This window comes from Nitrospira sp. ND1, from assembly GCF_900170025.1.
Taxonomy (GTDB): Bacteria; Nitrospirota; Nitrospiria; order Nitrospirales; family Nitrospiraceae; genus Nitrospira_A.
Map to the genome: position 1 here is coordinate 3,324,627 of NZ_FWEX01000006.1, position 20,719 is coordinate 3,345,345.

Annotated in this window: 14 protein-coding genes; 3 read left to right on the top strand and 11 right to left on the bottom strand. The window is 59.1% G+C overall.

Going from position 1 to position 20,719, the window contains the following annotated elements; genetic code table 11:
* Positions 1 to 41: 41 nt before the first annotated feature.
* Complete coding sequence (locus NSND_RS20220) at positions 42 to 2,480, top strand: TonB-dependent receptor (protein WP_080880707.1); 2,439 nt, start codon at positions 42 to 44, stop codon at positions 2,478 to 2,480.
* A gap of 301 nt (positions 2,481 to 2,781) precedes the next feature.
* Positions 2,782 to 3,249: an energy transducer TonB gene (locus tag NSND_RS20225; protein ID WP_080880708.1), complete on the top strand. Its 468-nt coding sequence runs from the start codon at positions 2,782 to 2,784 to the stop codon at positions 3,247 to 3,249.
* 50 nt (positions 3,250 to 3,299) lie between these two features.
* Here the strand turns inward: NSND_RS20225 and NSND_RS20230 are convergent, their stop codons facing one another.
* From NSND_RS20230 to NSND_RS20285, 11 genes are all read right to left on the bottom strand, one after another.
* On the bottom strand, positions 3,300 to 4,787 hold the full coding sequence (locus NSND_RS20230; protein WP_080880709.1) for an SPRY domain-containing protein: 1,488 nt from the start codon (positions 4,785 to 4,787) through the stop codon (positions 3,300 to 3,302).
* A 300-nt stretch (positions 4,788 to 5,087) separates the two neighbouring features.
* Positions 5,088 to 5,336: a hypothetical protein gene (locus NSND_RS20235; RefSeq protein ID WP_080880710.1), complete on the bottom strand. Its 249-nt coding sequence runs from the start codon at positions 5,334 to 5,336 to the stop codon at positions 5,088 to 5,090.
* A 35-nt stretch (positions 5,337 to 5,371) separates the two neighbouring features.
* Positions 5,372 to 5,848, bottom strand: coding sequence for a hypothetical protein (locus NSND_RS20240; RefSeq protein WP_143833642.1), 477 nt, complete (start codon positions 5,846 to 5,848; stop codon positions 5,372 to 5,374).
* 73 nt (positions 5,849 to 5,921) lie between these two features.
* The gene (locus tag NSND_RS20245) at positions 5,922 to 6,914 is read right to left on the bottom strand and encodes a hypothetical protein (protein WP_080880712.1); all 993 of its coding nucleotides are present in this window, start codon (positions 6,912 to 6,914) and stop codon (positions 5,922 to 5,924) included.
* A 740-nt stretch (positions 6,915 to 7,654) separates the two neighbouring features.
* On the bottom strand, positions 7,655 to 8,644 hold the full coding sequence (locus NSND_RS20250; protein WP_080880713.1) for an L-threonylcarbamoyladenylate synthase: 990 nt from the start codon (positions 8,642 to 8,644) through the stop codon (positions 7,655 to 7,657).
* 231 nt (positions 8,645 to 8,875) lie between these two features.
* The gene (locus tag NSND_RS20255; protein WP_159450917.1) at positions 8,876 to 10,546 is read right to left on the bottom strand and encodes an IPT/TIG domain-containing protein; all 1,671 of its coding nucleotides are present in this window, start codon (positions 10,544 to 10,546) and stop codon (positions 8,876 to 8,878) included.
* Positions 10,547 to 11,137: 591 nt separating this feature from the next.
* Positions 11,138 to 13,516 carry a hypothetical protein gene (locus NSND_RS20265; protein WP_080880716.1) on the bottom strand — a complete coding sequence of 793 codons (2,379 nt, stop codon included), beginning with the start codon at positions 13,514 to 13,516 and terminating at the stop codon, positions 11,138 to 11,140.
* A 20-nt stretch (positions 13,517 to 13,536) separates the two neighbouring features.
* Entirely contained in the window at positions 13,537 to 13,896 is a 360-nt protein-coding gene (locus NSND_RS20270; RefSeq protein ID WP_080880717.1) for a hypothetical protein, read from the bottom strand.
* A gap of 106 nt (positions 13,897 to 14,002) precedes the next feature.
* Complete coding sequence (locus tag NSND_RS20275) at positions 14,003 to 14,992, bottom strand: alkaline phosphatase family protein (protein ID WP_080880718.1); 990 nt, start codon at positions 14,990 to 14,992, stop codon at positions 14,003 to 14,005.
* Positions 14,993 to 15,597: 605 nt separating this feature from the next.
* Positions 15,598 to 18,792, bottom strand: coding sequence for an efflux RND transporter permease subunit (locus NSND_RS20280; protein ID WP_080880719.1), 3,195 nt, complete (start codon positions 18,790 to 18,792; stop codon positions 15,598 to 15,600).
* Positions 18,793 to 18,804: 12 nt separating this feature from the next.
* Complete coding sequence (locus tag NSND_RS20285) at positions 18,805 to 19,974, bottom strand: efflux RND transporter periplasmic adaptor subunit (protein WP_080880720.1); 1,170 nt, start codon at positions 19,972 to 19,974, stop codon at positions 18,805 to 18,807.
* A gap of 233 nt (positions 19,975 to 20,207) precedes the next feature.
* Here NSND_RS20285 and NSND_RS20290 point away from each other — a divergent pair, with 233 nt between their 5' ends.
* On the top strand, positions 20,208 to 20,699 hold the full coding sequence (locus NSND_RS20290) for a MarR family winged helix-turn-helix transcriptional regulator (RefSeq protein ID WP_080880721.1): 492 nt from the start codon (positions 20,208 to 20,210) through the stop codon (positions 20,697 to 20,699).
* Positions 20,700 to 20,719 lie beyond the last annotated feature (20 nt).

A 20,719-nucleotide genomic window follows, 5' to 3' on the forward strand; every position in this document is an offset into this window, starting at 1 on the left:
TCGGGCTCTGACCTGTGCGGGATTATTTGGGGGAGGTTCGCATGCTGTCGTCGGTCAGAGGTGTGTTTCATGTGTGTCTTGGAATGGTGTTGATAGCCCTCGCGCTCGGTGTTTTGCCGGTGTTCGCGCAGGAGCCGGCGGTTGCCAAAGGTCGAACGATTACCGGGACGGTGCAAAACCAGGATCTTCGGCGGGTGCCTCAGGCATCGGTGGAGGTGAAGGACCAGGAAGGGACGGTCGTGGGCGCGGCGGTCGCGAACGAGGCCGGGGAATTCTCCGTCGATCTGCCGTCCGAGGGAACCTATTCCGTGAGCGCGGTGCAGGATACCTATCGCAGTGAATATGCCATCATGAAGGTCGGGGCCGAGCCGGCCGCTCCGGTGACCTTGACCCTCTCGAAGACACAGGAGATCGCGCTTGAAGTCGTGTCTCCGTTGGCGCCCATTCAATACAAAGCCTCCAGCGAAACCTATGCGCTCAGCCGTAAGGAGATCGAGGCCCTGCCGCGCGGGAATAACAATGAACTCCACGATGTGCTCCTCACGATTCCGAGCGCGGTCTACGGGTCGCTCAAGCAAGTGCACATCCGTCAGGACCATGCCAATCTGCAACTCCGCATCGACGGCGTACCGATTCCGGATACCGTCTCCTCGACCTTCTCCGATGTGATCAGCCCCAGGGCTTGGGAGCGGGCGGACATCATCCTGGGCGGCATGGAAGCGCAATACGGGAACAAAGCGGCGGCGGTGCTGGACATCACGACGAAGAGCGGCACGAAGCCGTCCTTCGGGTCGGTGCAGATGATGGGCGGCTCGAACAAGACCATCAATCCGTCCTTCGAGTACGGCGGCACGATCGGCGAAAAGTTCCGGTTCTATATTTTGAACAGCCACACGGCGACGAATCGGGGCATTGAGCCGCCGACGTTGGGCCGATCTGTTTATCACGGGCAGAGCGAGCGCAATCAAACCTTCATCCGCGGCGACTATCAACACGACAACAGAAACAACTTTACCTGGTTGTTCCTGAATTCGGTGGCCAAGTATCAGATCCCCACGTCACCTGGCGGCGAACTGGATCCGAGCGGGCAGATGTTGCCGCTGTTGCAAGGGAGTCGGCCGGGGTTCTCACCCGTGGCCTCGCAGGCAATCGACGAATTCCAGAAGGAGAACAACCAATACGGTCACATGGTCTGGCGGCATGACGTGAATGCCAACAATTTCTTCAGCCTGTCGGGCTACATGCGACATACGCGTGCCACGTTCAAGACCGATCCGCTGAACCTGTTGGCCTACACGGCCGATCCGGCCGAGCCCTTCTCAGCCGCCGATCAGGATCGCAATGCCTATTCCACCGGCGTGCGATTCGACTATACCTACGTACACAGCAAGCAACACCTCATCAAAGCCGGGTTTCAGCTCGACCGGACGCAGTCGGTGAACAAGACCCGGCTGTTCACGTTTGCCGACGACGGGGGGGGCAATCCGACCGGCGATCTGCTGAGTCTCAATGCCGACAACCGCCAGATCGGGTATCGGCAGGAGTTCTGGATTCAGGATCAGTGGAGCCCCAACGACCAGTGGACGTTCAACCTTGGCCTGCGCGGCGATATCGTGCAATATCAGCGCAACGAGGGCCAGGTCAGCCCGCGCATCGGTGTGAGTTATAAGTACAATCCGTCGAACGTATTCCACGTGTTCTACGGCCGCATGTTCACGCCGCCGAATCTGGAAGCCATTTCTTTTGCCAAGCTCAATACGCTCGGGACCAGGGCGCAGCCGGAAGATCTCACCAACAATACGGTGCGGGCCGAACGGGCGCACTACTTCGAGATCGGTAGTTACCATGCGTTGAACCGGTATGCCACGTTGCAATTTACCGGCTGGTACAAGCTCAGCAATTTCCTATCCGATGCGGGACAGTTCGGTACCACGCCGCTGCTGAACTATTTTGCGTTCGAGCGTGGCTGGCAGCGGGGAATCGACGGGGCCTTGAAACTGCAACTTACCGAGAATCTCACGGCGCGGGGCAATGTGGCCTGGGGTCAGTGTAAGGGGTACGGATTGCAGTCCGGTCATTTCCTCCTGGAGGCCAAGGAAATCGCGGACATCAATTCGCAGGGCGGGGTCTTCTGCGATCACATGCAGACCCTGACGAGTTCGGCGATCGTGAGTTACCGGCTGCTTGAGCGCACGACGTTTACGGGGCAGATGTTGTTTGCCTCAGGACTGCGCACGTCGGAGAACGAGGACGCCAAGACGAATTCCAGCCACAGCCCGTCCTATACGATCTACAATCTTTCGATTGCGCACGTGTTTCCGTTACCATGGGAAGGGCAGAAATTCCTCCTCGGCTTCGATATCGTCAATCTGTTGGATCAACGGTATTTCATCAATCAGGGAGAGGGGAGTATCGGGTTGGGCGTGTCGCATGCAGGGATGCCGAGGTCGTTCTTTTTCCGCGGCCAATGGTTCTTCTAGCCCACATGCGTCATGAACGCTTCTACTGCAATCGCCCATCTCGCGGCTACGATGAACCCGGCCATTCCTGTAGAATGGCCGGGCGAGCAGGCTCGCGACTCAGTCAGTCAACGTACGTCAGTACGCCTCCTTCCTTCGCCGCTCCGCGTGCTCGTCTCGCTCGCGGCTGCGCGATTTCGTGACGAAGCGTCATGACTATGTGGGCTAGACGACGCGCACGAGGCAGACACCAGACAGGATCCTCCTTCCTGGATGACCTGTTTTTTGAGCCGCATCACTTAGTAACGATTCGGGGAGTGTTATGACGAACATTATCGATGTAGTAGGTTGCGTGATGGGACGTATAGTCGGGATCGGTGTATTGTGTCTGTGCCTATCGCCGGTTGGGGTGTTGGCCGTGACGGGAGATGAGGCGACGCATGAGGCGGATCATGCGTTGGATGCGGACATCATCGAGTTGCCTGAAGTGCATGTGCACGGCCTGCCCTTGAACAAGGATCAGCAGGTGGGGCCGGTGCCGAAAGCGACGCCATGGCCGGCCATACCCTCCTCGCTGGACGGCAAGCCGCTCGATGATTGGATGAAGGCCCGCCTGCTTGTGTCAAAAGAGGCGCTGGTGACGGTGGTGGTGTTGGAGCCGGCGAAACACCGGGAGCTGACCGTCGCCGGCATCATCGCCTTGAACAAATGGACCTTCGCCCCGCAACTCAAAGGCGACGACCCCGTCGACGGCGAACTGACCGTACGGATTCACTTCCGATCGCAGTAGATACGTATCGACAAGCGAGCCGGAAAGATTCCTTGCGGGACGAGCATCCGTTACTTCGGTCGGCGGCCTCCGTAGGGTTCGAACCCTTTTGGTATGGGATGGTGGAACGGTGTCGAACCAAAATTGCCGGTCCACGTGTCCGTCTTCGTGTAATCCCCACCAGGAGAGCCGACCTCTACTGCGACGACATACTGGCGGTCCGTGACAATCGGAAGGATTGCATTGCCACTGTCGGGTGAGCCTCCAACCCATACGCCATTGTGTCGAACATAGAGATGGCCTCGCGTCAAGTCCATGGCGAGTCCGATGACATCTTTGTCGCGCAGCCCGCCCACATTCCGAAGATACCGATTCACTCCGTATGCCAATTGCCCGCCATGTGAAGTCAGTCCGCCAAATTCGTTGGCCGTCGATCGAATACCGACGTTGGTCCACGAGTTGGGGACCTCGTTGTCGGCCCCGGCATGGACGATGAATTCGGCGTACCATCTCCCCTTGCTATGCGGCATCGTGGCGATGCTTTCCGTCGAAGCGCCGCCCATGCCATATCCGACCGTCAGGCGATCCGGGGAAATCATCTTCCGTCCGCGGAATCGTGCCGAGGATTCGCTGTCCGACTTGAACACGACCGGTTGCGTGATAGGCGCCTCAACTGGAGCCGGAAACTCCAGCGTGGTCTTTCCGTCGATCACCATCGAATTGCCTGTGTAGATGCTCTGGACGGTCACAGGCTCCACTCCGACCATCGAGCGCACATAGGCCTTAAAGTCGAGTAGTCCATCTCGTGATGTCACCAGAGTCCGAGGAAACATCTCTTCCCATTGGCCATCCTCAGCAGATGCGAGATTGATGGGAACGCTGTTGTCCAGTCCTCGAATGGTTTGACGGTAGTAGCCGCGGAGAATGACTGACCCTATCCGTGCACCAGGTGCAGCGGAGACTCTCCAGTCGACCGGGTAATACGACATAAGAAAGAGCGTGATCGGTTCGCGGGTGCTCTCTACCTTCAGGTGAATGATGCCCTGGGGAGTCTCGATAGGATGGGAGGTAGGGCGAACGGCCGTTCCGTCGTAAACCGCCACAGCATGAAGCGTGTGAACCTGCATCTTGTCGAGCGCTGTGGAGGGCACGGTTTGCGGCATGCGGGGCTGCTTGCCCGCTTCAAGAATCTGACGCAGCACCTGCGCGAGCGGTAGGGTCGCGCCATTGTGGAACTGAACAACACTGCGTCCGAGAACGGGCTGCGTAGCCGGGTGAAGAATGGCTTCGCAGACGACGGAGTCTCTGGTCCCCCGTACAGAAATCTGCGCATCATCCGAATCCGTCCGGGTTGCCTCCAGATCCATGGCGGTGATACCGGGGCCGATCCGGATCTGTCCGACGCACTCAGATCGTTTCTCGCCAGCCCCTCTGGCTAACTCATAATGCTGAGCGGCTTGGGTCTGGCCCGAGGCATGAACAAAGCGCACGGCGTAGCCGGCGAACTGTGCCGGCAATACCAGTGTAACGGCAAGTGCGAAGGCATTTCGCATCATCATGGGGTTTGCCTCAATAGTGCAGGAAGGGTTGTACTCATGCTGAATGAGATAGCACGAACCGTATTCTCCACCAATCAGGAACCGGCTTTTTGTCGGGGGCCGGGGAGTCACCGAACGGCGGGTTTGGTGAGGGCGTTGTTCACCCAGTTGTTCCCGGCATGGACGTCGATATCACCCACGGGTTTGGGTTTGTCGAGAACCGGGTCGGGGGCAAGTCCGGCATCATCACGGTCCCTTAGAATGGAGTTCCGGTGACCGGTGCGGGCTCCTGTACCGTCCGGCATTGCAGGCCTATCCCGATCAACGATCGAGGGTGCGTCCCGGCCCCGAAATGCAGATGACGGCGGTCGCAATCTGGCCCTCCTTCGGGCAGGGGGCCCAGCGCTTCCAATTGTCATGGCAGTTGGGCCGCTCATCTTTCGGTCCCGGCGGATGGCGTTCACCCTTCTTCCCAGGCGCATCGCGGTCGAGCGTCTGCAGCGTTCCAAAGTCTGACAGGGTTCGTCCGCGGATCTGGAATCCCTTCACCCGATCATTCTGATCGTTCATGCAGACACGATCCCCGTCACAAACGACCGCTTGCCCTAATGGGGATTGCCATATGCCGCCGTCAGTTCTGCGCTGCTGGGACTCCCGTCACAGAGCTCTTTGGTCAGGTCCTGTTGTGCACTCCAGTCGTTGATGTTTTCGCTCATCACCTTCACAAAGCAGGGATGATCTCGTTGCTCCTCCGATGCGATTCCAAACACGGCATAGTCGTTATTTCCGCTCGCGTCCGGTACGCCGACCTCAAAGGCCGTTCCTTGGAACCCGGATACGTGCTCGAAAGAAACAGCCGCGCCGGTGAACCGCGCATTCTTGGTAAATCGCTCTGCAAAGGCGAGGGTCGTAGTCAGAATGAGCGCCAGAACCACCAGCCCACAACAACGCGTGCAGTTCGGTAGGAGAGTCGTCGAGTGTCGTCCCATGACCCTGTCCCTTTCCCGCCCGGGGTACGATGCCTGTGCCATGTCCAGCTTGCCTCGATTGAACTCATCGAGCACCGGTCGTGTCATCGCCACACACCGCCGTGCTTCTCCCCCAGGACGCAACGTATGTTCACACCATACGACGATGGAAGAACCACTGAATCAATTAATCGATCTTGGTATCGTTCGATTTCAAACACCCGGGCTTGGACTCGCAGAGGCGAGGGTATACCTTCACGTACTCCGACTTCACCGTGCCGATGGTACGCCAGGCATCGTCCGTTCCTAAGGTCTGGAGGCCGATCTTCACATAGGCCAGGAGGTTGTCACTGAAAGGTTCAAGATCCACCGACCAACTATGGTGGCGATTATCCGGAGCGCAGACCGTCCCACCGAATTTTTCCGCAAGTTGAGTGTCGTCCACCCTGAAATATTGAATGCGCATGCGGGCGCAGGCCGACGCGGCATTGTTGATATGAAGGGTGCCGTTCAAGCGAGGATTGACTTGAGCACCGCTTCTGGTCCACGTCACCTCACCGGACCCGGTCGGTGCTCCCAACGCGAAGGCCTCGCTTCCGAAATCAAATCCATCTTCCGTGATTTTGACTTTGTGGTGTATCGGACTGAGGGGCTGACTCTGCGAGCCGACGATGGTCCAGTCCTTGGTGGCCGTGAGTTTCTCGATCGCGACGCGGACCTTGTCCGTTTTGCTGCTCCGGTACTCGTTCAGCGACACCTCCCATCGATGATGGGTGTCGTCCGGCGCACAGACCTGTCCCCCGTACTCGGTGTGCCACAACCGCTCGCCGACGTAGTAGTCGATCCGCATGCGGGCACAGAGATCCCGGACGTCGTCGAGATGCAAGTGCCCGAACAGGGCCGCACGCACCTGACCGTCTTCCAGATACCAGCCGAGCCAGCCGTAGCTGGTTGGGGCTCCGGCGACAAAGGTTTCTCCTCCGAAATCGAATCCCGACTCGGTAATCTTGATCGGCGACCAGCCGAGCCAGTGGGCATCGGGTTCGTGATCGGCGTGAACAACGGGCACGGACCACCATGCGCTCCCACACAGTAGCGCTGCAACGAAGGCTCCGAAGACGATCATCCGCTGTGCGAAACGGTGAGCTGATTGTTCGCTCACAGGAATATGTCCGTTCATGGAAACTCCTTTCATGGTGTGATGTGTGTGCGAAACACGACGTCCGGCGACGAACCGAGTGAGACAGTGCGTACATATTTTGTTCAGAGCAGGATCGATGCCACGTCATACCAGAAATAGAAACAGCTCACCTGAGAGGCCTGTCGCGGCTCGTCGACGGTGCTGTCACAAGTGCACCTGCCTGATCACGTATCGCTTCAGATACGGCGTAGGAAAAAAAGCGATACAGGCAGATACAGTGTTGCAAGTTGAAACAGACAGCGCCGGACCTCAACGAATCCGGGCGTGGGGCGTCGCGAAGCAGAAGCCTCTGAAGCGTGGGATCGCACTCATCATGGCACCATGTTCTCTTTCACCGTCTGCGCTGGGGTAGAGCTGGGCTGCCTATTGAAGCGTCGGATAGCGGTACGACGGCGAGGTGCCTGACAGTGCGTGCCACTGCGTAGGGTTACACGACCACGATGTCAGCCAATGGCAGGGGTACGTGTTCTCAGTGCTCAGATACGGATTCGATCCGGTGCCCGCCCTTAAATGAGAGATGTCCGGGGACATCTCACTGAAAGACGGCCACACAAACTAGACTGCAGGAGGGCGGCTTCGGCGGTTTTTCGGTGAACGAAATACGTTTCCATATCCTCAAGGGCCCTCAGCTCTATGGCCCTGTCGCCTCAAAAGATTCAGGGCGCATCCGCTCATGCTGGTGTCTTGCCGCGCGGCCGTGCCGTGGAGATACTACAGCCTCAGGTGAGAGGCTCTGCGCAGCGTCGGAGGCGATCCATGATCGCCATGCCAAGGCCTCGTTCGTCACAAGGCTCGGCATAGAGACGATCGAATCCCTGCGCGTCCAGCCGCCGCAGCGCCGCAAATAAATGTTGTGCCGCCTCGCGCAGATCGCCGGATGGGGAGAGCACCTCGATCGAACAGTATCTATGGCCCGAGTGGCGTGGTTCCGTCATGGCGAGCAGCCCCGCCCGTTCAGCGAGAGGCATTATGGGTTGTGCTTCTTGTTCCGTCAGGATGGTCAGAGGAGTGTGTGTGGCATAGTGACGAGCGAGCCGTCCCGGCGCAACCATCGTCAGGTTTTTGGGGGCTCGCACGACAGGGCCGACCACCTTGCTGATCTCCTCGAGCGTGATGCTGCCTGGTCGAAGGAGCTCGGGCCGGCTTCCGACCATCGAGGCGATGCTGGATTCCACACCAAGCTGGCAGGGGCCCCCATCGAGGATCAGATCAACACGTTCCCCGAGCCCATCCGCCACATGTTGTGCGCATGTCGGACTTACGTAGCCGAAGGGGTTGGCGCTCGGCGCGGCGACCGGAACGGCTGCTTCTCGGATCAGCCCTTGCGCTACAGGATGAGACGGCATCCGGACGGCGATGGTGGGAAGCCCCGCCGTGACGAGATCGGGGACTTGTGCCCGCTTCGGCAGAAGCAACGTCAACGGACCAGGCCAAAAGCGCTCCATCAATAGGCGGTCATTGAGGCTGATTGTGTGTGCCAGGCCGTCGAGAGCCGCCTCGTCCGCGATGTGCACGATGAGGGGATCAAACGAGGGCCGTTGCTTGGCCTCGAAGACACGCGCCACAGCCTCGGGATTCAGCGCGTTACAACCGAGCCCATACACCGTTTCGGTCGGGAAGGCGACAAGGCCACCTTTCCGGATCACCTCCGCGGCCAACATTATCGACTCCTTCCTGGCTGCTGGGATTATCCTCCCTGTCCGAATCATCGTCGTCTTCGTAGGTCACGTTCGCTTCGAAAGAAGGGCCGAGCTGCCCGTCGATCCATGTTAGCCCCACCGACACACGGCATCATTCGCAATCCAGATGGCTCGGTCACAACCTCTATGCTTGCCTTGGAATGACGAGAAACCAGAGTACTGATCGTCTTAGAGCGTCAACAGATCTGCGAGGCGTTCGAGCTCGTTTGCTGACTCTCACTGGCTGACGTCTTTATTTCTTCAATCAGGTCTGTTGTACTTCCAATAATCCCTGTCCGGCAGACCTTTGGCCTCGATGGTGAACTGCCCGGCTTCCACGCTCAACCATTGTGTTTGAGTACAGCAGGTGTCGTTCGGAAGGATGTCCCAGGAGCCGCGCCGGATGACAAGCGGTCCGGTAGCGAGGTTGTCAAAAAACTCGCCCTTCTTCCCGACGCCATAGAGATTGCGATGGGGTACCCGTACCACGATCTGGGTGTCGCCCCAGGACTCAACTATAGCGGCGATTCCGTTGAACAGCACTTCCGTGCGCGACACATTCGACACCACGGCATCACCTTCCGTTTCATTAAGGGCAACATCTCCGCGTTTATACACTTTTTGATTGATCCCCAGATGTGTGTGCTCTGCGGTCTTCAGGAAAGAACCAAACCCCCGACCTTTGATGGTGACTACCTCATCTAAGCCGGCCGACGTCGGTTGATACGACTCGATCACCGGGGTCACAAGTGCAAACTCTCCCGCCTCGGTCGCCACGCCACCTTGTTCAAGACAGCAGGACCCGTCGGGATTCGGCTTGTTCCCGTTTCGATACACCACGACTTTCCCGCTTTTCGCGCTGAAGGGGACCCAGGCATCGATCCGGTCGTCGTCCCAGCGGTAGATCACGGCCGGCACGCCACCGATCTCCACCCGGTTCTCGCCTGTATTGAAGTCCATGAAGTTGTACGGAGTCGCGCCGTTCTCCGAGTAGAACCCAAAATGCTCGCCGCTGATGCGAAGCAACGTGCCGATCGGTGCGCTGGCCGGAGCGATGTTCGTGACCTTGGGGGTATGAACCGTGAAGTGGGCCACCGTCCGCTCGCGTCCCCAACTCTTGATCGTCACGGGGCCAGACTTCGCGCCCAGGGGCACATGGACGACAATTACATCGTCTTTCCACTGGGCGATTGTGGCCGGCTGCCCTGCGATGAGCACAGCGTCGTTCGTCCGCCTGTCGGCGCCAAACCCCTGCCCGAATAGCACCACCTTTGTCCCAACCGGCCCGCTCAGAGGATCGACGCGGACAGTCGGGATCAACGAGAGTGAAACCGCATTGCTGAGCACGTATTCGGCCGGTCTGCAGCAGGACCCGTCCGGGAGCGGATCGGACGAGGCTAATCGAACGACGACATCACCCGAGACGGCGTTTGATGGGATCTCGACTTCAATACGGTCGTGTGTCCATTGCTGCGGGCGCACTACGCCGCCGCCGATCACCACATCATTCACTCCAAACATGGTATTCGGATCGCGCCCGCCCGCCGTCTCACCGAAGTGTTCACCGATGATCGTTAGGATGGTACCGCGTTCGGCCTGTCTTGGGGTGAGGGAGGAGATATGCGGCGTGACTACGGTGAAGGTCCCGGCAGAGAGCCTCTTCTTACCGACTAGCATTTCGATCGGACCAGTTGTCGCTGTGAAAGGCACCTTCACTTCGACCAGATCAGATTCCCAGCGCTGGATCAGCGCCGGCACTCCGGCGAAGGTGACCCTATTGAACCTCGCGGACTTGAATGAGCCCAACCCCTTACCCCGCAAGACGACAGTCGCGCCGGGAGGGGCATGATCGGGTTTGGATGTGATCTGTTGCGCGAATACATCAAGGTCCGGAAGGAAGCTGGCAAATCCAAGCGTGATGCACATAGCCATCAGGCTCCACGGTCTGCGGAGGAGACACATTGATCGATTCATAGGAATTCCTCGATAGTGGTGCGTGTTGTAACTCATCTTTCCCTATTTCAAGCCGGTACGCATTGTTGCCTCCGGTGGTCAATTATTCGCATCCCCCGGTGATGTGAACAGATCGATAGGCCCGGACGCTTGATTTGGCGTTGGCATTGCGCGGGAGCTCCGAAACTGGCGAGTCGTCCGCTGGCCGAGTTCGCATGATGCAGGGGGCAAGTTCGCCAAGAAAGTCTACGATCTCCTCATAGGAGGAGAAGGACAAGGTCCGGTATAGGGTAAGAGTTTTCGACTCCTTGTCCGACATATTCACCTCGTTCACGTACGCCGCAGTCTAGTAGGCCGCCTCGCCCCTCGCGACACAACCAAGAGCGGCGGCGAGGAACCATCCAGCGGCACCCGAGGAAGTCTGTTGAGAGAAACGAGTCATGCGGCCACCGCACGTCCCCATTCCGAAACAAGTTCTTCCGCAACACCGGCGCGGATGCTGACCTTTCAGGCCGGGTTAACGGGAGGGCGTGAAGATGTTGTACGGCCTCCTCCCGTCACCTGCCGCATTCAATAAGCTGCGTGGCCGGATAGCGGTCGATTCGAGACCAGATCCAGCACATGTAGGCTGTCGAACTTTGCCGTTGTCCGCCCGAATGTGACCAGTCCGATGAACCCGCCTTCCGGAAGCAGCGTGTCGTCGACGGCAGTGACTTGCGCGCCGTCGACAAACACGCCCAGCCGTCCGCGATCAAGATGAATGAAGTTGATCCGCTGGACGCGTAGGCTGTGCCAGGGCCGATGAGATAGCTTGACCGTGGTTTCCCCCAGAACCGTCGTGCGCCCATCAAGCACGCGCCTGGTGGTCAGCCGGCCCGTCGAGGCATTGAGGGTGACGGCATAAAAGTTCTTGTTGTCGTGCGCGGCCAGCGCGATCCCGGCCTCGCCGCCGCCATCCGCCGAAAGATCCTGAATCTGCACGACGATGTCCGGGTAGGTGGTACGAGCGCCGTCAGCCAGAAGGAGGTGCGCGCACTCGCCTGTCTCGCAAGGACGATCCTGAACGACCACTTTGCCCCGCGTGGGGGACTGATCGTCGGCGATTACCCGCCAGCCGGATGGCTCCGCTCCAGAGGTGCTCACGGTCACGAATCCCACTGGTAGCGCATTGGGAGCATCCTTCTCGAAGTTCCACTGCCAGACGATATCTTGCGGTGGTGGTTCGGCGTGGATTTCAACGTTGCTCACGTCCGAGGCGCGAACCGTCCGGGGTAACATGACCTGGCCACCGTCCGGCACTAAGGCCTTCACGACATCGTTCCCGATGAGATAGGGCCAGACGCCTGCAGTTCCGGAGATACGGTCATGCCATGTTTTAACGATGTGCAATTGATCCTGCAGATGCGCTGGTTCGCGAGGCACGCGCAAGGCTTCCACCAGAACCAGCGCATAGGCTGCCATGAGTTTATCGACGGGTTCCTTCACCTCCTGGACGGCTTGCTCTGCTTCCTGCCGGGCTTGCTCCAGCCACGGATGTTCATATCGTCGTTCCCAGGATAGCCACTGAATGCGGTCCCAGGCGAGATCGGATAAGACCCGGCCGTGCAGAGAGTCTGCCGAGGTGGTGTCTTTCAGGAGCGCTTCATGCACTGCCAGCGCGGCGGTTGCATCGTTGTTCCATCGATAGAGGACGCCGAGCTGCCGCCGCTCTTCAAGAGCCATCTGTCCGCCCGCCGTCACACGTTCAAAGGATTCAATGGCTTGATAAAACGCCTCCGCTGCTGCTGAGTGACCCATGGCCACGTCGGTGAGTTCCTGCCGCCAGGTCTGCGCCTGGAGATTCCAGTACAGTTCGGCCAATCTCGCCGCCACTGCTTCACCTGACACCGATATCCCACTCTTAGTCAGTCCTTCCCGGAGAAAGGTCTGTAGCCGATCGTAGGCAATGAGCCGGTGCAGGGTGGGATCGGCTTGATCAATCAGCGTGAGTCGGGTCAGCAGGCGTGTTCGCTCCGGAGAACTCGGCATCTGTTGTGCCCGGGCCAGTGCCGCGGTAAAGGCTTGGTTCGCGTCCTTTCTGTCCCACCAGCGAGCGGAGCCTAGGACCAGTCCCCCTGCTCCCAAGCGATTCTTTACCGCATCATTTTGGCCCCCGCCGGGATCGCTCGCCTGCGGAAGGCGGCCGTAGTGAATGCCGACTTGAACCGGCGAACCAGGAAGGGCCTCGTTCACGACGGCGTGATCGAGTGGATAGCCCAGCTTTCGTAATCCTGAAACCACTACAAAACGGACCGTCACTTCCCTGACAGGCCCGTACCGCCGCAACACACTGCTGGCCCACCAGATCTCTCCCGGGCGAAGCGCGAGAGGAGCCGTCAAAGGATCCAAATATGTCACCCGAACCGTGACGGTCTGGCCGGAAACCCTTACTGGTTCCAGGCCGGTGAGATTCCGGAGGGCGAATGGCCTGACGGGCGAGACGTCCAGGACCTCGAGCCCTGGACTCGGTCCCACGTCTGTACCGAGTACTGCAGGAGAAATCAGCACGGCCGGCATATAGTCCTTCCAGTACTCTGCATGGCGGTGTGTTTCGGACAGCAAGCCGAAACCGACGCCGCGTCCCACTGCCTCGAATATGCCGGTTTCCGGCTGATCCTGGACCAGTTCACGATGGACCTTCAGCGTGTCGTCCCAGCAGGCCCTATCGGTTTGTTGGGATATGCCTCGGGCCCGCCTGAGCGTCAAGCAACCCAGGTCGAGGGCAGCCCATTCCTCCACTCGGCCACCGGCCAGCGCCGCGCCATATTGCAACACAATGCGACTCGCGCGCTCTTGCCCCGCCGTAGCCGGTTTGGGCACGGCGGCAGCAGAGAAGGCGTGAGCTATTGTCGGCCCGGCCAGGGTGAGCAGCACCAATATTCCCTTCGTGAGATGATTGTACGTTCCCATAGTGCCTCTCTGTTCCTTCTTCATGGAGCGACGGGATAGTCCGGCTCTCCACCATGCGGATAGGTCCGTTTGCATTTGACGACTAAGGTTCGTGTGCCTCGTCCTTCCACGCATTGATTGAGCGATCGCGCATACTGCAGCGTGCCATCTGTTGTGACCTCAAATGGAAAGTCGAAGGTGAAGCTGACGAACTTGTAAGCCCCTGGCTTTAATGGCACCTCGCGCGATTCAGATGTCCGATACGCATCGGACGTTTCTGGGTCGTAGGTCCATATTGAAGGCGTCACGCCTGGTACCTGCCACCAGCTCGGCGACACCAACGACCTGGCATCAATGGTGATGGAATAGAGCGTCGCCTGCAACTCGCGCGGTTCTGCCATCGCAACAGCGCCTGGCCATGGAATCCATGCGACGAAGCCGCACATGAGGATTGCGAACCGGACTGGCAAAGTGACACGCGGCCTGTACTGGGGAAAGAGCATGGCTTCACCGTTCCTTTGTCGAAATAGCCGAGATGGGGCCGGTGTCGCGAAAGATCTCTTCTATTGCGCGACTGTCCCACTCGGTATGTGTCGTAAGCCGAAACGCTCGCAGTACCGTTGCACCGGTATCGACAATGGAAACCGGTTGATGGATGCTGTGGCCCGCTTTGATTCCGACTCCGGAGGCAATCCATGGGACGAGTAGCGAGTCTGCTGTGGAAGGTCCCTGTGTCCTGCCGGTACCGCTTAAGGCGGTGACAAACACCGTCGTGCTTGTCAGGAGTCCATGCTCTCGATAGATATTCAGCACGGCCCCTATGGCCTGGTCCACCGCGTGCAACGCGGTGCGATAGTTGTTCGAATCCCAACCTTGGATGGACGCGGCGCGCGCGCCCTCCGGCAAGTGCACGATCAGAAAATGTGGCAAGGACAGAATGGCGTGGCCGTATCCATGGCCGCTCGATGCCTTATGAACGTATTGTCTGATATAGGAGACCAGCCGCTCCGGACTGCACTCGGGCCTCAGAGGTCCGCATAGCTGATAATCGGTATACGGTTCGGGTTTCGCCAACTGATACAACGATTCGTCCATGAAGAAGATGGCGCTGTCCCGCCCGCCGCTGAGGTCAAGATAATCAAAGACTGTTGGAGGCCGGGGATACCCTCGGCTGAACTCAAACGCGTCCCATGTAATGCCGTGTTTCTCAACCGGTAGCCCGGTGAACAGAGAGGCCATCGCCGGTAGCCGGAGCGGAGGCGTGACGGTTGTGGCCGACCAGGTGACCGATCCAGTTTTTACAAGGCGATCCAACACAGGCATAGGTCCCGCTTTGAGTGCCTGCCGGTCGATTCCTTCCAACACAAACAAAATGACATGTTCCGGAACTGTCTGTTCGGACGGTGGTGAGTTGGTCTTCGAAATGGCATGAGCCATTTGCGATGGGACGGACAGGCCCGTCAGAAGTAGGACAATGACCAAAGACGAAAGTTTCATGGGTCACACAGCCTCTCCAGTTGTTTGCTGAACCCACTGCAAATAAAGTTCCAGGCTCGCGGGGCAGGAAACTTAGAGCGGAGCACGGTCTAACTCGTTGCACCAGCTCACGAATCTGCAATGAACGGCGCATCAGAGAATCGGCGTGAAGAGGTTTTCTTTGTGTGCCGTTCATCACGCCGTGTGTATCTGCACAGAGCGCACGCCGATCGTGCAGGACCGCACCACCTACTGCTTGCCGCGGCGTTTGCTAGTTGAGAGGATCGGTTCTTTGTTTGTCTTGTATGGCAGGCTGTCTTTCCAGGCAGTCATTTCGGACGTGAACAGGGGAAGCAGTGTTGGGTGCGTGAACGTGGACAGCGAAGCAAAGCTCAGTAATAGGGGCGGCTGCCCAGTCTTGAAAAGTGAAAAATGGGGGGCGAACGATCGGGCGAGGAGTGGGGAGGAGGTGGTGCCCTTCAATAAACCTCAACACCGGGCCTAATGAGTTGGTTGCACCAAGTCAGGGCAACCAATCGTCGAAGAAGGGGCACTGTCTTGGTTAAGAGTTGCGTCGCAAGGAGCGCCCCATCAGGCAGGCGTTATGTGCGGGGCAATGGATACATTTACAGCGGAAACGGATCTGTTTTGGAGGCCGCCAACGCTTCCTGTTTCAGCGGTTCATCGTGCCTGATCAGCTTGCGGCCCGAGAGCATGCGCAGGCCGACGTAAAACACCGGGGTGAGAAACAGGCCGAACAGGGTTACGCCGATCATGCCGGCGAACACGGTGATGCCTGTGGCCGAACGCACTTCCGCACCGGCGCCATGTGAGAGCACGAGGGGAATCGTGCCGGCGATAAAGGCGACCGAGGTCATCACGATCGGGCGCAACCGGAGGCGGCAGGATTCGAGGGCCGCCTCAACAATGCCCTTGCCCTGCAATTCTAATTCGCGCGCAAATTCGACGATCAGGATCGCGTTTTTGCACGCCAGACCCATCAGCACGACCAGGCCCACCTGCACGAAGGTATTGTTGTCACCACCCGTGAGTTTGACGCCGGCGAGCGCGCAGAGCATGCACATCGGCACGATCAGGATCACCGCCAGCGGCAGGGTCCAGGACTCATACAGCGCGGCGAGGACGAGGAAGGCCAACAGGATGGCCACCGGGAACACCAGCAGTGCCGCCTTGCCCTGCGAGGCCTCCTGAAAGCTCAGGTCGGTCCATTCGATGGTTATGCCGTTGGGCAGCACCTTCGCGGCGATGTCGCGAATATTGTCCATTGCCTGTGCCGAGGACAGTTTGGTCGGGTCTGCCTCTCCCATGAAGTCGGCGGCTGGATAACCGTTGTAGCGCAGCACCGGATCGGGGCCGTAAGTTTGGCTGAATTTCACCATCGAGCCGATCGGGACCATTTCTCCGCGGTCATTACGCGTTTTGAGGTTGGCGATGTCCTCTACCTTGCCGCGGAAGTCGCCGTCGGCCTGCGCATACACGCGCCAGGTGCGGCCGAACAGGTTGAAGTCGTTGACATAGGCCGAGCCGAGGTACACCTGTAGCGTGTTGAAGAGCTCCGTCAGCGCGATGCCCTGCGTCTTGGTCTTGACGCGATCCACTTCGGCGTCGAGCTGCGGCACGTTGGCCTGATAGCCGGAAATCGGGTAGCCCATCCCCGGCGTTTGCATGACCGCCCCTTGCAGGGCACCGACGGCATTTTGCAGTGCCCCGAACCCGAGCCCCGCCCGGTCTTCCACGAAGAGTCCGTACCCCGCGCCGTTGCCGAGTCCGAGAATCGGCGGCGGCATCAACACAAAGGTAATGCCTTCCTTGATGGCGGAGATCTTCTGATTCATCTCCTCGCTGATGTCCTTGGCGCTGCGATGACGCTCGTCGAACGGTTTCAAGATCAGGAAGGCGATGCCGTAATTCGGCGTATTCGTGAATTGCAGAGGATTCAAACCCGTCATGGCCACGACGTGGGCGATGCCGTCCACGGTTTTGCTGATCGCGACGACCTGCCGCAACACCGCATCTGTGCGATCGAGCGAGGCGCCTTCCGGAAGTTTCACCCCGGCCATCAGATACAACTTGTCCTGGGTGGGAATGAAGCCCCGAGGTACCGCTTGGAAGAGCATGCCTGTGACGACCAACAGCAGGGCATACACGGCAAACACAGAACCGCGATGTTTCAACGTACGCGAGACGGTGCCCTGATACCGGTCGGAACTGGCCTTAAAGAATCGGTTGAATGGCCGGAAGACCCAGCCGAACAGACGCTCGATCAGCCGCGAAAGGCCGTCCTTCGGTGTGCCGTGGCTTTTGAGCAGTTTTGCCGCCAGGGCCGGCGAGAGGGTCAGTGAATTGATGGCCGAGATCACCGTCGAGATGGCAATCGTCACGGCGAATTGCTTGTAGAACTGGCCGGTGACGCCGCTCAGAAAGGCCATCGGGACGAACACGGCACACAACACGAGTGCGATCGCGACGATCGGGCCCGAGACTTCCTGCATGGCCTGGTGCGCCGCCTGGAGCGGTGTCCGTCCTTCTTCGATGTTACGCTCGACATTTTCCACCACCACGATTGCGTCATCCACCACGATGCCGATCGCGAGGACAAGGCCGAAAAGCGTGAGTGTGTTGATGGAGAAACCAAACAGGTACAGCGCGGCGAACGTGCCGACCACCGACACCGGCACGGCGATCAGCGGAATGATCGAGGCGCGCCAGGTCTGCAGAAACAGGATGACGACGAGCACGACGAGCAGGATGGCTTCCATCAGCGTCTGGACGACGGCCTGGATGGAATCACGCACGAACACTGTGGTGTCGTAGTCCGAGCGGTAGGTGAGGCCGGGGGGAAAGCGTGTCTTGAGTTCTTCCATTTTGGCGATCACGGCATCGCGGACGGTCAGCGCGTTCGCGCCGGGGGCCTGGAAGATGCCGATCGGCGGGGCATCCTGATTGTCCAGTTGACCGCGCAAGGTATAGTCGTTGGCGCCGAGCTCGATGCGGGCGACGTCGGACAGGCGGACGACTTCGCCACCCGCGCCGATTTTCAGCACGACGCTGCCGAACTCCTGAGCCGTCCGCAGACGACCTTGGGCATTGATGGAGATGAGGAAGTCGGTGCCTTTCGCGATCGGTTCCGCGCCGAGCTGTCCGGCCGAGACCTGGATGTTTTGCTCGCGCACCGCGGCGACGACGTCTCCGGCGGTCATCCCGCGCGCCGCGATCTTGTCAGGGTTCAGCCAGATGCGCATCGCGTAGTCGCCGCTACCGAAAATCTGCACCTGGCCGACACCGGGCAGACGAGCCAGTTCATCCTTGATTTTGATGTTGGCGTAGTTGCGCAGATAGAGCGCATCGTATTTCCCCTCCGGGGAGAGCAGCTGGACCATCACCAGAAAGGTCGGCGACTGTTTCTGCGTCGTCACACCCAGGCTGACGACTTCCGACGGCAGCCGCGACAACGCCTGGCTGACGCGGTTCTGTACTTGGACTTGAGCGGCATCCGGATCGGTACCGGGACGGAAGGTGATGGTCATCTGCAACACGCCGTCCGAACCGGCGACCGACTTCATATACATCATGTTCTCGACGCCGTTGATCTGTTCTTCCAGCGGCGTGGACACCGTTTCGGCAATCACCTTGGGGTTGGCCCCGGGATAGATGGCGCGTACGATGACAGCGGGCGGGACCACTTCGGGGTATTCGCTGATCGGGAGGATGGGGATGGCGATCAAGCCGGCGGCGAAGATGACGATCGACAGCACCGCGGCAAAGATCGGGCGGTCGATGAAAAACTTGGAAAAGTCCACAGCCTTGGCTCCCTATTTCTCGGCCATGGCTGCGGGCGAGGCCGGCGCCGACGACTTGTCCATCGGAACTTCCGCGGGTATGACCGGCATGCCGGGATAAAAGATTTTCTGCAGGCCGACCACGACAATCCTGTCATCCGGCGCCAGGCCGGACTGCACGACCCGCAATCCATCGACCATGCCACCCGGCATGATGTCTTTGCGTTGCGCCTTCCCGTCCTTGTCGACCGCATACACGTATTTTCGATCCTGATCCGTGAGAATGGCCTTATCGTCGATCAAGAGCGCCTGCGCCTTCTGGCCGCTGACGAACTGCACCCGTGCGTAGAGACCGGGGGTAAAAATGCGGTCTGGATTGGGGAGCACGGCGCGAGCGCGCACGGTTCCGAGGGTGGGATTCACCTGCGTGTCGAGAAAGTCGACCTTCCCCGTATGCGGATAGCCGGTTTCGTTGGCGAGGCCGACGTGCACGGTGTTGTCCTTCGCTGTGCGCTCGTTTTTGCGCTCCTGCTCCTTGTAGCGTAGGTAACTGTTTTCGTCGGCGTCAAAATAGACGTACATCGGATCTTGCGACACGACCGTGGTCAGCAGGGTGTCGTCGGCAGTCGCCAGATTGCCGACCGTCAGCAGGGCCCGGCTCGCCCGGCCGGAGACCGGGGCGCGGACTTCGGTGAATGACAGGTTGAGCTTGGCAGTGGCCACAGCAGCTTCGGCGGCCTGCACATCCGCCGCGCTCTGCGCTTGCGCGGCACGACGCAAGTCGAGCTCTTCGTGCGAGATGGCGTTATCCTCGATGAGTGATTGGGCGCGTTTGTTACGGATGGTCTCCAGCCGTTGCGCCACGCGTGCGCGTGCCAATTGAGCCTCGGCGTTATCCAGCGCGGCGCGGTAGGGACGAGGATCGATCTGGAACATCAAATCGCCCCGTTTCACATCCTGGCCTTCTTTGTAGGCCACTCGTTGCACGTAGCCGCTGGCCCGTGGGCGCAATTCCACCGTGTCGATCGCGCTGATGCGGCCCGTGTATTCGTCCCATTGTTGGACCGATTTCGAGATCACCTGGGCGACGCCGACTTCAGGGGGAGGAGGTGCTTGCCCGCCGCTGCTGGCCTGTTCGTTGTTGCAGCCGGCTGCGGTCAGCAGTAACGCGAGCAGCCAGGATGTATGTTGGAGAGTGATCATGGTGTACCTGCTGTAAGTATTCTTTGTGAACAAGAGCCCTAGATCAAGACGGCCGTTGAGTGTTTTGAACTGCCCGTATCAGTCTCATAGAGAATGTCAGTGAATGTGTATCTTGACGATTTCCATGCAGCGCAGTATCCGGCATGGCAGGAAACATAGTCAATATATGAATGATCAGGTTATGAACAATTTATCATTGAATGTTGCCCCTGTTTGAAGTACCGTGACACACGATGAAGCGTATCAAGAAAATGCAAGCCCCCAGGGCCAAGGGGAAGTCATCCGTCTCTCCCTGCATCTCGAAGTTGCCACGACACCGGCTGGTCGAACTGTTGTGGAGCTTTGCCCCGGCCTATCAACGGTGGTCGGAATCTCTATTGGTGGAAAAGGGGTTGTCCCCTCAACGGTTGCGCATTCTTGGTTCGATTCATGAGCGCGGCCCGAGGATTATGAGCGAGCTCAAGAAAGAATTGGGCGTGACTGCGACGAACGTCACGGCGCTCGTCGATTCGCTCGAGAAAGACGGATTGGTCGTGCGAACCAGACACCCGACGGATCGCCGGGCCACCGTGATCGAACTCTCGGACAAAGTGATGACCGAGCTCTCCCCGCGCTGCACGGAATACAAAGAGCAGGTCGCGGAACTGTTTTCCGACCTGGGCGACCAGGAGTGTAAAGCGTTCGTGAAAACGCTCGAGAAGCTCTGGAGTCGATTGCAAGGGTAGGGGGGCGAAATGTGTCAGCA